At 64.9% G+C, this 13,123-nt stretch carries 13 protein-coding genes, 1 tRNA gene and 3 pseudogenes; 7 read left to right on the forward strand and 10 right to left on the reverse strand.

Going from position 1 to position 13,123, the window contains the following annotated elements; all coding sequences use genetic code 11:
• The first annotated feature begins 48 nt into the window (after positions 1-48).
• Positions 49-826, forward strand: a protein-coding gene (locus tag LRS12_RS03345; protein WP_374579991.1) for an IS5 family transposase whose coding sequence is annotated in 2 segments (ribosomal slippage) — positions 49-410 and positions 409-826 — 780 coding nt in all. Because the reading frame shifts where the segments join, the coding sequence is not laid out codon by codon here.
• Positions 827-1,506: 680 nt separating this feature from the next.
• On the opposite strand, the gene rpmG is transcribed toward LRS12_RS03345, so the two are convergent.
• Complete coding sequence (gene rpmG, locus LRS12_RS03350; protein WP_257843316.1) at positions 1,507-1,674, reverse strand: 50S ribosomal protein L33; 168 nt, start codon at positions 1,672-1,674, stop codon at positions 1,507-1,509.
• 192 nt (positions 1,675-1,866) lie between these two features.
• Between rpmG and LRS12_RS03355 the strand changes: the two genes are divergently transcribed.
• From LRS12_RS03355 to LRS12_RS03370, 4 genes are all read left to right on the forward strand, one after another.
• Entirely contained in the window at positions 1,867-2,184 is a 318-nt protein-coding gene (locus LRS12_RS03355) for a hypothetical protein (protein WP_257843318.1), read from the forward strand.
• Between the two features lie 11 nt (positions 2,185-2,195).
• Positions 2,196-2,762: a TMEM165/GDT1 family protein gene (locus LRS12_RS03360; protein WP_257843319.1), complete on the forward strand. Its 567-nt coding sequence runs from the start codon at positions 2,196-2,198 to the stop codon at positions 2,760-2,762.
• A 57-nt stretch (positions 2,763-2,819) separates the two neighbouring features.
• Entirely contained in the window at positions 2,820-3,785 is a 966-nt protein-coding gene (locus LRS12_RS03365; RefSeq protein WP_257843320.1) for an IS481 family transposase, read from the forward strand.
• Between the two features lie 103 nt (positions 3,786-3,888).
• Complete coding sequence (locus LRS12_RS03370; protein ID WP_257843321.1) at positions 3,889-4,386, forward strand: Dps family protein; 498 nt, start codon at positions 3,889-3,891, stop codon at positions 4,384-4,386.
• Between the two features lie 53 nt (positions 4,387-4,439).
• Here LRS12_RS03370 and LRS12_RS03375 read toward each other — a convergent pair.
• The 3 genes from LRS12_RS03375 to dapB all read right to left on the reverse strand — a co-directional run bounded on the left by LRS12_RS03375 (position 4,440) and on the right by dapB (position 5,947).
• Positions 4,440-4,516 (reverse strand) — tRNA-Arg (locus LRS12_RS03375).
• Between the two features lie 43 nt (positions 4,517-4,559).
• Positions 4,560-5,222 carry an endonuclease III gene (gene nth / locus LRS12_RS03380; RefSeq protein ID WP_257843322.1) on the reverse strand — a complete coding sequence of 221 codons (663 nt, stop codon included), beginning with the start codon at positions 5,220-5,222 and terminating at the stop codon, positions 4,560-4,562.
• Positions 5,219-5,947 carry a 4-hydroxy-tetrahydrodipicolinate reductase gene (gene dapB / locus LRS12_RS03385; protein ID WP_257843323.1) on the reverse strand — a complete coding sequence of 243 codons (729 nt, stop codon included), beginning with the start codon at positions 5,945-5,947 and terminating at the stop codon, positions 5,219-5,221. Before dapB ends, nth begins: the two co-directional genes overlap by 4 nt.
• A 275-nt stretch (positions 5,948-6,222) precedes the next feature.
• On the opposite strand from dapB, the pseudogene LRS12_RS03390 reads away from it, so the two are divergent.
• A pseudogene (locus tag LRS12_RS03390) lies at positions 6,223-6,897 on the forward strand (M20/M25/M40 family metallo-hydrolase); the annotation flags it as partial.
• A 110-nt stretch (positions 6,898-7,007) separates the two neighbouring features.
• Here the strand turns inward: LRS12_RS03390 and rpoN are convergent.
• From rpoN to LRS12_RS03420, 6 genes and pseudogenes are all read right to left on the reverse strand, one after another.
• Positions 7,008-8,511 (reverse strand): annotated as a pseudogene (gene rpoN / locus LRS12_RS03395) (RNA polymerase factor sigma-54).
• A gap of 3 nt (positions 8,512-8,514) precedes the next feature.
• A complete protein-coding gene (gene lptB, locus LRS12_RS03400) occupies positions 8,515-9,291 on the reverse strand; it encodes an LPS export ABC transporter ATP-binding protein (RefSeq protein ID WP_257843324.1) in 777 nt (258 codons plus the stop codon).
• A 168-nt stretch (positions 9,292-9,459) separates the two neighbouring features.
• Complete coding sequence (locus LRS12_RS03405; protein WP_308222964.1) at positions 9,460-9,951, reverse strand: LptA/OstA family protein; 492 nt, start codon at positions 9,949-9,951, stop codon at positions 9,460-9,462.
• Between the two features lie 4 nt (positions 9,952-9,955).
• Positions 9,956-10,597, reverse strand: a complete 642-nt coding sequence (gene lptC, locus LRS12_RS03410; protein ID WP_257843325.1) for an LPS export ABC transporter periplasmic protein LptC — start codon at positions 10,595-10,597, stop codon at positions 9,956-9,958.
• Positions 10,598-10,647: 50 nt separating this feature from the next.
• Entirely contained in the window at positions 10,648-11,268 is a 621-nt protein-coding gene (locus tag LRS12_RS03415) for a ribonuclease D (protein WP_257843326.1), read from the reverse strand.
• A 48-nt stretch (positions 11,269-11,316) separates the two neighbouring features.
• A pseudogene (locus LRS12_RS03420) lies at positions 11,317-12,112 on the reverse strand (TerC family protein).
• Positions 12,113-12,316: 204 nt separating this feature from the next.
• Between LRS12_RS03420 and LRS12_RS19875 the strand changes: the two are divergent.
• Positions 12,317-13,123, forward strand: a complete 807-nt coding sequence (locus tag LRS12_RS19875; RefSeq protein ID WP_308222965.1) for a cold-shock protein — start codon at positions 12,317-12,319, stop codon at positions 13,121-13,123.

Here is a 13,123-nt window from a genome sequence, read left to right on the forward strand (position 1 = left end):
GGGTCGGGACCCATAAACGGGATTCCCTTGGCGGCTGGGATGTGATTCATGCGCTGCGCCAGCAGGAGCGTGGATTTGAGCGAGTTTTGGTTGAGTGAAGCCCAGTTCGAGCGGCTGCGTCCGCTGCTGCCGGACAAGGTGCGCGGTGTGGCGCGGGTCGATGATCGGCGGGTGATCAGCGGCATCATTCATGTGGTGAAGTCGGGCGGGCGCTGGGTCGACGCGCCGGCCTGCTACGGGCCGAGGAAGACGCTCTACAACCGGTTCGTGCGCTGGGCGGCAAAGGGTGTGTGGCAGGAGCTGTTCGTCACGCTCGCGGCAGCAGGCGGGCCGCCCGCCGAGGTCCTGATCGACAGCACGCATATGAAGGCGCACCGCTCCGCGGGCGGTGGAAAAGGGGGCGCTCGTCCAGGCGATCGGGATCAGCCGGGGCGGCCGCAACAGCAAGCTCCACGCGCTCACCGACGGCGAAGGTCGGCCGCTCCGCTTCCTGCTGACCGGTGGCCAGGTCGCCGACTGCCGCGCAGCCGATGTGTTGCTCGATGATCTCGCGCCGCGCACCATCGTGCTCGCGGACAAGGCTTACGACAGCAATGCGATCCGCGACCTGATCGAGCGGCAGGGTGCCGTTCCGAACATCCCCTCCAAGACGAACCGCCGCTGGAAAAGCTGCTTCTCCAAGACGCTCTACAAGGGCCGCAACGCCGTCGAGCGCATGTTCTGCCGCCTCAAGGATTATCGCCGCATCGCCACCCGCTACGACAAGCTCGCCACCAACTTCCTCAGCGCCATCTACCTCGCCGCAGCCGTCACATGGTGGTTATGAGTCCCGACCCTAATGAAGAATGACGCCCCACATGTTCGCTAGCGGCCATAGCCTACTTTGTTAGCCACTATAGCCTGCATCCTAAATACCGGAGACGCAATGGCTTCGAACGAAAAGAGCTAGTTGGTTATTTATTCTACGGAGCAAATTCGTTACTCGCTCGTTACGACCACCTTTCACGCCTCGTTCGGCCGCGCTATCCCCACCATGCCATCCACCGAAGCAATCGGTGCCAGCAGGCCTTTTCGGACAAGATGTGTATGCGCTCGGCGGTAACCGGCCTGCCGAGGCGTCGCCGCGCGCCTAAGCCGATGTTTGTCGCTGTTGCCCGATCCGGAACCCTGTCCATTTCATCGTGGCACATTCCGATGACGACGGGTGCGGCGGAGTTTCGCCGATCCGCATCAACGCTGCACCTGGGATATCAACGCCCGGAATCGCTGCACCGTTCATTTGGGACGGGGCGCTTTCGGGCTTGGTAATGGGAGAAGATTCTGGGGATAAAATAGGTAATCGTGGCGAGCTTGGAACCTCACCCCCTCATCACCGCCACAACATCAATTGAAGTGACGCCCCGGCCAACACACAAAAAAGCCGCAGAAGCGATCCTTCTGCGGCTCCGCGTGCCGTGGGCGGCCCCGGCCTGCGCCGGGGCTGCGTAAGATCGGCTGACGCCGGTCTTACTTGATCTTCGCTTCCTTGAACTCGACATGCTTGCGCACGACGGGGTCGTACTTCCGGAAGCTCAGCTTCTCGGTCAGGTTGCGCGGATTCTTCTTGGTCACGTAGAAAAAGCCGGTGTCAGCGGTGCTGACGAGCTTGATCTTGACGGTAGTCGGCTTGGCCATCGCCCGGGTCCTGCAAAAATCAAAAACGAATAAAGCGGCCGCGCGCTGGCAGACCGCTCTCAGGAGGGGGCGCATGCCGCCTTGGCGCGGCAATGTCAAGCGCGTGGTCGTCCGCGTGAGTGTGTTATCATGCTGTTAACCATATTGTCGCACGCTCTCGCCATAGAGGAGAACGGACGAGCGGAGGCGGTAATGACGGGCGGACTGAACTGGGTGCTGACGAACGAACTCCACCAGCGAATCGATTCGATCGGCGCGCGCGCGGCGCGCGCGGCGACGTCCGACCTCGCCGCCGATCTTGACGCGATTCGGAAGATCGCGATGGCCAATGGCCTGACCCCCGCCGTGTGCATCGTCCACGCGATCGAATCTGCGCTGGCGCAGGGACAGCGCGGACCGATGATCGCCGACGGCCTGTCGCTGCTGCGCGACGCGGTGGCGTGCGGGCGTACCGATTCGCGCACCGGCGCGGCGTTCGCCGCCGCCTGCTCGATCCGCCTCGCCAGCTGAGACACTGAATTATGGAGGCGGTGGTCCCTGCGTTCATCGCCGCACTGCTGACGCAGGCCGGGGATCGTTCGCCCTGGCTCGTTGCGATCCTGGCCGATCGCTATGGCCGCCCCTTCACTGTCGCGTTCGCCGCGCTGCTCGCCCATGCCGCCGGCAACGCCATCGCCGCGACGGGCGCATTGCTGATCGCACCGCTGCTCACACCCAATGCCAAGCAATTGCTGCTCGCGCTCGCGCTGATCTTTGCGGCGATGGGGGCGTTGTGGCGGCTCAAGGCGCCCGACCGGCTGGAGGGCTGGCGGCTGGGTGCGTTGCTGACGCCACTGCTCGGCATCTTTATCCTCGCGCTCGGCGATACGACGCAGTTCTTCACGCTGGCCTTCGGGGTGCGCGCACAGACCCCGTGGTTTGCGCTGGGCGGAGCGTGCGCGGGAATTTTCGTGGTGAACCTCGCCGCCGCGTTGATGGGCGAACTGAGCTGGCGCCAGCTGCCGATACGCGGGTTTCGCATTGCGTTCGGGCTCTTCTGCCTGCTCGCAGGCGTAGTGATCGGTGCGGCCGCGCTGCGACTGATCTAGGTGTTTAGTCCCGCAGTGTGGTGGTACGACTGACCATCATATTTTGCGGGAAGAGCTATGGGCCAGGTTCTACACGGCAGCGCCACCACGACTGAGGCAGTCCGTCGAGCGATACAGCGGAGTGAAGAGAGCGTAAGAGCGCTCGCCCGTCGCCACGGCATCAGCGCCACGACGGTTCAGAAGTGGCGCAAGAGAACGCATACCGCCGACGCCGCGATGGGGCCGAAGGCCATTCATTCCACCGTCCTCACCACCGAGGAGGAGGCGATGATCGTGGCCTTCCGGCGCCACACGCTCTTGCCGCTCGATGACTGTCTGTACACGCTGCAGGCCACGATCCCCCACCTGACACGCTCGGCTCTTCATCGCTGCCTGCAGCGTCATGGCATCAGCCGACTGCCAGATATGACCGGCGACAAGCCTGCCAAGCAGAAGTTCAAGGCGTACCCGATCGGCTACTTCCACATCGATATCGCCGATGTCCGCACCGAAGAGGGCAAGCTTCACCTCTATGTGGGCATCGATTGCACCTCGAAGTTCGCCTTCGTCCAACTGCACCACAAGGCAGATCGGCCGACGGCGGTGGCATTCCTCGAGGCGCTGCTCGAGGCGGTGCCGTACAACCTGCATACCATCCTCACCGATAACGGCATCCAGTTCGCCGACCTACCGCGTAACCGCGATGGATGGACCGCCCGCTATCGCGTCCACCGTTTCGATCAGATCTGCCGCGAGCACGGGATTGAGCACCGCCTCACCAAGCCAAACCATCCCTGGACCAACGGCCAGGTCGAGCGAATGAACCGCACCATCAAGGATGCCACGGTCAAACGCTACCATTACGATAGCCACGACCAGCTTCGGCAGCACCTCCAGCTCTTCATTGACGCCTACAATTATGGCCGAAGGCTCAAGACCATACGCGGCCTCACGCCCTACGAATACATCGCCCGCGTCTGGACAGACGACCCAGACCGCTTCAAAATCGACCCGTGTCGCCACACCCCGGGACCAAACACCTAAGCTGTCAATATGCCTGATCGGGCAATTGCGTCAGCGAATGCGGACCCCAAATGGGTATGAGTCGTTCCACATCCGACTCAACCAATAGCGAGGGACCCCGACCATGGCCGATACCGACGCCGCGCTGAAGACGCCGACCGATCTTGCCCGCAACGATACGAAGAGCGTGGCGGACGCGCTCAATGGCATCTTGGCGGACAGCTTTGCGCTGTACCTCAAGACCAAGAATTTCCACTGGCACGTATCCGGCCCGCATTTCCGCGACTATCATTTGATGCTCGATGATCAGGCGACGCAGATCCTGGCGACGACCGACGTGATCGCCGAGCGGGTGCGCAAGACCGGCAACACGACGCTGCGATCCATCGGCGACATCGCCCGCCGCCAGACGATCAAGGATAATGACGCCGAGTTCGTCAGCGCCGAAAAGATGCTCGCCGAACTGCGCGAGGATAATCTGAAGCTGGTCGAGAAGCTGCGCGAGGCCAAGGAAATCGTCGACGACGCCAAGGACAATGCGACCAGCGGCGTGCTCGACGACTGGACCGACCAGGCCGAGGAACGGGCATGGTTCCTGTTCGAGAGCAGCCGAAAGGGGTGAATGAGCCAGCCGGGCCGCTACGCGGTCCGGCACTTGGCTGGGCATGGGAAGATTGGCGCACCCGAAGGGATTCGAACCCCTGGCCTCTGCCTTCGGAGGGCAGCGCTCTATCCAACTGAGCTACGGGTGCGTGGGATGCAGCGCCTAGCAAAGGCTTGCGCGCTGCGCCAGCGCTAAACCGCGGCTTCTTTCCAACCCTTGGGCGCGGGAGTCTTGGGCTTGTAGGCGCACAGATCGACAACCGGACAGCGCCAGCATTCGGGGGTGCGCGCCTTGCAGATATAACGGCCGTGCAGGATCAGCCAGTGGTGCGCGTGGAGGCGGAAGGGCTGCGGGACGACCTTTTCCAGCTTCTTCTCGACCGCAAGCGGGGTCTTGCCGGGTGCAAGGCCGGTACGGTTGCCGACGCGGAACAGATGCGTGTCGACCGCGAACGTCTCATGCCCGAACGCGACGTTCATCACGACATTGGCGGTCTTGCGACCGACACCGGGGAGGCGTTCGAGCGCGTCGCGGTCCTCTGGAACCTGGCTGCCATGCTGCGCGATCAGCGCTTCGCTGAGTGCGATGACGTTCTTGGCCTTGCTGTTGAACAGGCCGATCGTTTTGATGTGCTGCTTGAGGCCATCCTCACCCAGCGCGACCATCTGCTCGGGCGTCGTGACCTCGGCAAACAGGCGCCGGGTCGCCTTGTTCACTCCGGCATCGGTCGCCTGCGCCGACAACACGACGGCGACGAGCAACGTATAGTCGTTGACCGATTCGAGTTCGGTCTCGGGGTGCGGGTTGGCCGAGGCCAGCCGCTCGAAAAAGGCGAAAATATCGGCCTTCTTCAAAGCCCGAGCACCGAATCCATCGTGTAGCGCCCGGCGGGCTGGCCCGCTAGCCACAGCGCCGCGCGCACCGCGCCGCGCGCGAAGATCGCGCGATCCTGGGCATAATGCGCCAGCTCGATGCGCTCGCCTTCGGTCGCCAGCATGACATTATGGTCGCCGACGATGCTGCCGCCGCGCAGCGACGCGAAGCCGATCGTCCCCTCCGCCCGTGCGCCCGACAGGCCGGCGCGGTCGGCGACGCGGACTTCGCCGAGCGAAACGCCGCGCCCGGCGGCGGCGGCTTCGCCGAGCATCAATGCGGTGCCCGAGGGCGCGTCGAGCTTGTGCCGGTGGTGCGCCTCGACAATCTCGATATCCCAATCGGGGCCAAGCCGCGCCGCCGCCTCGCGTACCAGCCGGGTGAGCAGCACGACGCCAAGCGAGGTGTTGCCGGTCTGGAGCACCGCGATGTCGCGCGCGGCATCGTCGATTGCGGCGTGATCGGTGGCGGTGAGACCGGTGGTGCCGATAACGATCGGCGTCCCCGCGTCGCGCGCGGCGGCAAGATGCGCGGCCAGCGCCGAAGCGGTCGAGAAATCGACCAGCGCATCGGCGGCGCGCGCCAGCTCGGTGGGGTCGTCCCCCGCGTCCGCGCCGCCGGCAAGGCGCACGCCTTGAACGGCCAGGATGTCGCGGATGGCGGTGCCCATGCGGCCGAGGCTGCCGTAGATGCCGATGCTGGTCATGGCTTGTGCTTGGCGGGGGAAGGCGGCGACTGCAACAGGGGAATTGCTGCGTGGCGGGGCGGTTCGGCTTTTCGCTTGCGGTGCAGGCGGTTGGCGGCGAAGCAACGGGGATGCTTGTTCGCGCGCTCGCCCTTTCCGTCGCCCTGCTCACCCCCGTCGCCGCGTCGCCGGATCAGTTGTTCGAGGATGTCCGCATCCTCGCAGCGGATGGCATGCAGGGGCGACTGGTCGGGACGCCGGGGTCGGCCAAGGCGCGCGCCTATCTGATCGGGCGGATGCAGGCGATCGGGATCGAACCGTTCGGCGAGGGGTATGAACAGCCCTTCAAGGCGCGGCACAAGGACCAGACACTCGACGGGGTCAATCTGGTCGGCCGGATTCGCGGGACGCGATCGAGCGACCGGGTGCTGGTGATCGGCGCGCATTACGACCATTTCGGCGTGCGCGACGGCAAGGTGCTCAACGGCGCGGACGACAATGCGTCGGGGGTCGCGACATTGCTGTCGATCGCGGCGAGTTTCGCCCGCGAGCGCCCCGTGCATGACGTGATCTTCGCGCTATGGGACGCCGAAGAGCAGGGAATGTACGGCGCGATGGCGTTCGTCGAAGCGCCGCCGGTGCCGCGCGGACGGATCGTGCTGAACCTCAACCTCGACATGATGAGCCGTAGCGACAAGGGCGAATTGTGGATCGCAGGGGCCCATCACTATCCTTTCCTGCGTGCGCGGTTCGAGGCGCTGGCGAGCGGTGCGCCGGTGACGCTGAAGATCGGGCATGACGGGCCGCTGTGGAAGGGCAGCGACGACTGGACCGCGGGGTCGGACCATTATGCCTTCCACCGCCGCGGCATCCCGTTCGCGTATATGGGAGTCGAGGACTATCCCGATTACCACCAGCCGGGAGACGATTTCGACGCGATTCCGAAAGAGTTTTTCGCGCGTTCGGCTGCGACGGCGTTGATGGCGGCGCGGCTGTTCGATCGGGAGTTGGGGGCGATTGCTAACGAGGCCGGGCGGGGGAGTGATGCCCATCAATCCTCCCCCGCAAGGGTGAGGCCTTTCTACGCCCCCTCCAGCGCCTTCTGCCGTCTGCGCTGGACCGAACTGCCGATGCCCATCGCCTCGCGATACTTCGCCACGGTCCGGCGGGCGATGTCGAAGCCCTTGGCGTTGAGCATCTCGACCAACGTGTCGTCGGACAGGATCTTCTTGGGATCCTCCGCCTGGATCAGCGCGCGGATCGCGCTCTTCACGGCCTCCGCCGAAACCGCGTCGCCGCCATCGGCGGACTGAATCGCCGAGGTGAAGAAATATTTCAGTTCGAACAGGCCGCGCGCACAGCTGAGATATTTGTTGCTGGTCACGCGGCTGACGGTCGATTCGTGCATCTCGATCGCATCGGCGATCTGGCGCAGGGTCAGCGGCTTCAGGTGGCTGACGCCGTGGCGGAAAAACGCTTCCTGCTGCTTCACGATCTCGCTCGCCACCTTGATGATCGTGCGCTGGCGCTGGTCGAGTGCCTTGACCAGCCAGTTGGCGCTGGCGAGCATGTCGCTGAGCCACGCCTTGCTCGACTTGTCCTGCGGCCCCGCCGACACCTCGGTATAATATGCCCGGTTGACCAGCACGCGCGGAAGCGTCGCGCTGTTGAGTTCGATCGCCCAGGCTTCGCCGCGCCGCGCCACGAAGATATCCGGGGTCACAGCCGAAACCGGCTCCCCGCCATAGCGACAGCCGGGCTTGGGATCGTAGCTGCGCAGCTCGCGGATCATGTCCGCCATATCCTCGTCATCGACGCCGCAGATGCGCTTCAGCCGCGCCAGCTCGCCGCGCGCGAGCAGGTCGAGATCGCGATCAGCGCCGCCATGCACGGGTCGTAGCGGTCCGCCTCCTTGGCTTGGAGCGCGAGGCATTCGGCGAGGTCGCGCGCGCCGACGCCGGTCGGGTCGAGCGTCTGAATCACCGCCAGCACCGCCTCCACCCGTGCGAGCGGCACGCCGAGCCGGCTGGCGATATCGAGCAGCGGGGCGGTCAGATATCCGGTCTCGTCGATCTGATCGATCAGATGCTGGGCGATGAACAGGTCCGCGCCGTCGATCACCGCACCGATCTGCGCCGTCAGGTGATCGGCAAGGCTGAGGTCGGGGGACGAGAAGCTGTCGAAATCGGGGCCATCCTCGCTGCTGCCCCCGCCCCGCTCATACCAAGGCCACCGTCGAGGCCACCGACCGAATCGGCGGCGCTGTCATGGTGAAAGGTCTCGGCGGTCAAATCGACGTCGAGCGCGGCTTCGCCAGTCGCATCGCCGGAGGAAAGAAGTTCGCTCGAATCCGCCGGGCCGTCACGCTCTACCACCGGCTCGTGCGGCTCGCCCGGTTCGGCGATATCGCCCCGCTCGTCATCCGCGCGCCCAGTTTCGAGCAGCGGGTTCTTCTCGATCTCCTCGGCGATGAACGTTTCGATCTCGAGGTTGGACAGCGCAAGCAGCTTGATCGCCTGCTGCAACTGCGGCGTCATCACCAGCGATTGCGACTGGCGCAGATCGAGGCGGGGAGCCAGGCTCATGGCTTAGAGCGAGAAGCCTTCACCAAGATACAAGCGACGGACATTGGCGTCGGCGACAAGGTCCGCCGGCGAACCGGCGAACAATACGCGACCGTCATAGATGATCGAGGCGCGGTCGACGATGTCGAGCGTCTCGCGAACATTATGGTCGGTGATGAGGACGCCGATATTGCGCGTCTTCAGCTCCTTCACCAGATCGCGGATATCAGCGATCGAGATCGGGTCGATGCCCGCGAACGGTTCGTCGAGCAGCATGATCGAAGGATCGGCGGCGAGCGCACGGGCGATTTCTGCGCGGCGGCGTTCACCGCCCGACAGCGCCATCGCCGGTGCGTCGCGCAGGCGGGTCAGCCCGAATTCGTCGAGCAGCTTTTCCAACTTGCCTTCGCGCGCGGCCTTGTCCGGCTCGGACAGTTCGAGCACGGCGGAGATGTTCTTGGCGACGGTCAGGCCGCGAAAGATCGAGGTTTCCTGCGGCAGATAGCCCAGGCCCAAGATCGCGCGGCGGTACATCGGCAGCGGGGTGATGTCGTGGCCATCGAGCATGATGCGGCCAGCGTCGGGCTTCACCAGCCCCATCACCGAATAGAAGCAGGTCGTCTTGCCCGCGCCGTTCGGACCGAGCAGCCCGACCACTTCGCCGCGCCCGACCGACAGCGACACGTCGGACAGCACGACGCGCTTGTCATAGGATTTGGCGATCGACACGACGGCCAGTCCCGAACTGGGCGGGGCACCCGCGTCGATCTTTTCCGGTTCGAGTGTCTCGACGTCTGCCATAATGCCCTTCCTGATCGCAGGAGATGCTTAACGAATCCCCGCCGCCCAGTCACTTGGCAAGTTTCGTGCATGGAGAAAGGCGGCGACCCGCCCGGATGCCCCGATCAGTCGCGGTCGGGGACGGTGAAGCGTCCGGTAACGCGACCGCCGGAGCGGACCACGGTACCGTCAGGAGCCCTGGTCGTCGCGACCCCCGACCCGTCGATCGCGGCGCGACCGCTGTCGAGGTCGATCGTCAGCCGCCCGCCGCTGACGGTATTGCCGCCCTGGGTCAGGGGTGACATTGCCCAGCATCGTGATGACGCGGCGGTTGATGTCGTACACGCCATATTGCGCACGCGCAGTCTGGTCGGGTCGGGTGACGGTGACCCCGCCCGACGCATCGAAGCGCGTAGCGGCGGGCGATCCGTCGATGATCTGACCGCTATAGGTCACGGTAACCCGCGCGGCGCTGAGCGTCAGATTCGCCTGTGTGATCTTGACCCCGCCCGACAGGATCGCCCGGTTCGCGCGGTCATCCAGCTGGAGGTTCTGTGCGTCGAAATTGATCGGCGCGCTCGAATCATGACGCGATTGGCCGACCGCTGCGCCGCCGATCAGGGCGGTGGTGAGAAGGGCCGCAGAGGCGGCAATCAGCAGGGGGCGGGGCGCACGAGCCATGGTGTCACCTATTTGCGCGCTTGGGATCGATCCGCAAGCGGGCATTGCCCTCTATTTTTACGGTTCGCTTGTCGAGATCGGCGGTCATCTTGTCGCCGCTGAAGTTGCCGAGCGGCGTGCTGCCGTCGACCTTGCCGGTCCCGGTGAGCTGGCGCGACTTCAGATCGATCGTCGAATCGCGGGTGTCGAGGCGATATCCGTCCGAGGTGCGGAACTGGATCGGGCCATCCACCGCGACCTGTTCGCGCTCCATGTCGTATCGGCCCTTGTCAGCCTTGACCTGTGCCGGGCCGTCCGACAGCTGGATGCCGGCGATCAGGTCGTTGAGCTGCACCACCGGCTCGGCCGAGCTTTTCTGGACTGCCGATCCGGCCTGAAGCACGAACGGCTGGCCCTTGGCATCGGCCCCGCGATAGCGCGCCGACTGGATGCGCAGCCGCTCGCTCGCGACATCGACCTTGTTCTTGTCGAGCATGAACGACACGTCACCGCCCATGAACAACGGCGCCATTACCAGAAACGCGCCGAGCACGCCGATGCCCGCAGGCAGGACGGTCAGCAGCGTCCGCACGATGCGGTCGTGACTGCTGCCAGGCCGCGCCCAGCGCTTGCGCCGCGAGCGTTCCTGGACAGCGATCTCAGACATTTTTGACACCTTCGATGGGGCGGGACCGGCCCGCTCCCGGTGAACCAAACTCACGCATGCGCAAAGATATCCGTCTCGGGCCATCCGGCGAGGTCGAGGTCAGCGCGGTGCGGCAGGAAGTCGAAGCACGCCTGTGCCATCACCATCCGCCCTTCGCGTTCGAGGCGCAGGTTGAGTTCGGTGCGCATCGCGTGGAGATAGCGCACGTCGGACGCGGCATATTCCTTCTGCGCGTCGGAGAGCACCGGACCACCCCAGTCGGAGGATTGCTGCTGCTTGCTGAGCTCTACCCCCAGCAACTCGCGCACCAGCTCCTTGAGGCCGTGGCGGTCGGTATAGGTGCGGATCAGCCGTGACGCGATCTTGGTGCAATAGACCGGCGCGGCGGTGACGCGGAGATAGTGGCGGATCGCGGCGAGATCGAAGCGCGCGAAGTGATAGAGCTTCACCCGCGCCGGATCGGCGAGCAGCGCGCGCAGATTGGGCGCGGCATAGTCACTGTTCGGGCCGAAGCGGACGAGATGCTCGTCCGGGCCGCCGTCGGACAGCTGGACGAGGCATAGACGATCGCGCGGGGTGATCAGCCCCATCGTCTCGGTATCGACGGCAATATCGGCGCCCGGCGCGAACACAGCGTCGGGCAAATCTTCTTCATGGAGATAAACGGCCATGGCCTGCGCCTAGCCGCTTATCGCTTAACGCTCAATAACCGTGCCGAGTCAGTCGCCAGCGGGCGGCGCATTCTTCGTCGCGCGGCGGCGTGCGGCCATGTTGAGCATCTCGACGGCCGCCGAGAAGGCCATCGCGGCATAGATATAACCTTTGGGCACGTGCACGCCGAAGCCGTCGGCGATCAGCACCGCGCCGATCATCAGCAGGAAACCGAGCGCGAGCATGACCACGGTCGGATTGCGCTTGATGAAATTGGCGAGCGGATCGGCGGCGAGCAGCATCACGATGACGGTCACGATCACCGCGACGAACATGATCACGATCTCGTCGGTCATGCCGACTGCAGTTAGGATCGAATCGACCGAGAACACCATGTCGAGCACGATGATCTGGAAGATCGCCGATCCGAAATTCATCGTCGCGACCTGTTTCTTGTCGAGCACGCCGTGATCGGTCGGCACCGGATCGATCGTGTGGTGGATTTCCTTGGTCGCCTTCCACAGGAGGAACAGACCGCCCGCGATCAGGATCAGGTCACGCCACGAGAAGGCGGTCTCGAAACTCGGCTCGCCATGCGCGCCGGGTGCACCCTGAATGCCGAGGTCGAACACCGGGGTGGTCAGCGACACGATGACGAAAATCATCGACAGCAGCAGGATACGCATGACCAGCGCGAGCCCAATGCCGATTCTGGCGGGCCTTTTGCTGCTGATGCTCGGGCAGCTTGTTGGTCAGGATCGAGATGAAGATGAGGTTGTCGATGCCCAGCACCACCTCCATCACGATCAGGGTGATGAGTGCGGCCCATGCAGCAGGGTCGGCGATCAATGCGGCGATATCCATGGCGCCTCTCTGCCGTCGCGCGCCGCGCTGCGCAAGTATCCGTCGAAACGGTGGTAAAATCGCGACGAAATCGTTCGCGCATCTTCGCGAACTGGTCTATGTCCTGATTCCATAGGCGTGTCGCAAACGCCGGAATCGCTGCGCCTTCGCCCGGTGTCAGCTGTTCGATTGGAATATGGGCGAACCGGGAAGACGAACAGGGCAATGAGTTTTGATCGAGGGCGCCGCGGCGAGCGCGGTGGACGTGGCAGAGACAAGCGCGACGGCTTCGGCGGCGACGATTTCGGCGGTGGTAGCAGCTTCGGCGACCGTGGTGGCTTCGGCGGCGGCGGTTTTGGTGATCGCGGCGGCTTCGGCGGCGGCGGCGACCGCTTCGGCGGCGGCGGCGGCGGCGGCGGTTACCGCGGCGGCGGCGGCGGCTTTGGTGGCGGCGGTGGCGGCTTCGGTGGCGGCGGCGGCGGCGGTGGCCGCGGAATGCCCCCGCAGGTCGTTGGCGAAGGCACGGGCGTCGTCAAATTCTTCAACGCGCAGAAGGGCTTCGGCTTTGTCGTTCGTGATGACGGCGGCGAGGACGTGTTCGTGCACATCAGCGCGGTCGAGCAGGCTGGCCTCACCGGTCTGGCCGAGGGTCAGCCGATGGGCTTCACCCTGGTCGATCGCGGCGGGCGCATCAGCGCGACCGACCTGAAGATCGAGGGCGAGCCGTTGCCGGTCGAGGACCGCGGTCCGCCGCGTGACCGCCCCGAGCGCGGCCCGGGTGGCGGCGGCATGGGCGGTCCCCAGCGCCAGCTGACCGGCGAGAAGGCGACCGGCACGGTTAAATTCTTCAACGCCATGAAGGGCTTCGGCTTCATCCAGCGCGACGACGGCCAGCCCGATGCGTTCGTGCACATCAGCGCCGTCGAGCGCGCTGGCATGCCGACGCTTAACGAGGGCGACCGGCTCGAGTTCGAGCTGGAGGTCGATCGTCGCGGCAAATATGCTGCGGTGAACCTCACGCCCGGCTCGTAA

This window comes from Sphingomonas sp. J344 (assembly GCF_024700005.1).
Lineage (GTDB): Bacteria > Pseudomonadota > Alphaproteobacteria > Sphingomonadales > Sphingomonadaceae > Sphingomonas.

Excerpts from the sequence above, each read along its gene's own strand:
- LRS12_RS03355 (WP_257843318.1), top strand. The coding sequence starts at position 1,867 with ATGACGGGCGGACTGAACTGGGTGCTGACGAACGAACTCCACCAGCGA.
- lptC (WP_257843325.1), bottom strand. The coding sequence starts at position 10,597 with ATGTCTGAGATCGCTGTCCAGGAACGCTCGCGGCGCAAGCGCTGGGCG.
- LRS12_RS03405 (WP_308222964.1), bottom strand. The coding sequence starts at position 9,951 with ATGGCTCGTGCGCCCCGCCCCCTGCTGATTGCCGCCTCTGCGGCCCTT.
- LRS12_RS03415 (WP_257843326.1), bottom strand. The coding sequence starts at position 11,268 with ATGGCCGTTTATCTCCATGAAGAAGATTTGCCCGACGCTGTGTTCGCG.
- lptB (WP_257843324.1), bottom strand. The coding sequence starts at position 9,291 with ATGGCAGACGTCGAGACACTCGAACCGGAAAAGATCGACGCGGGTGCC.
- dapB (WP_257843323.1), bottom strand. The coding sequence starts at position 5,947 with ATGACCAGCATCGGCATCTACGGCAGCCTCGGCCGCATGGGCACCGCC.
- LRS12_RS03360 (WP_257843319.1), top strand. The coding sequence starts at position 2,196 with ATGGAGGCGGTGGTCCCTGCGTTCATCGCCGCACTGCTGACGCAGGCC.
- LRS12_RS19875 (WP_308222965.1), top strand. The coding sequence starts at position 12,317 with ATGAGTTTTGATCGAGGGCGCCGCGGCGAGCGCGGTGGACGTGGCAGA.
- LRS12_RS03365 (WP_257843320.1), top strand. The coding sequence starts at position 2,820 with ATGGGCCAGGTTCTACACGGCAGCGCCACCACGACTGAGGCAGTCCGT.
- rpmG (WP_257843316.1), bottom strand. The coding sequence starts at position 1,674 with ATGGCCAAGCCGACTACCGTCAAGATCAAGCTCGTCAGCACCGCTGAC.
- LRS12_RS03370 (WP_257843321.1), top strand. The coding sequence starts at position 3,889 with ATGGCCGATACCGACGCCGCGCTGAAGACGCCGACCGATCTTGCCCGC.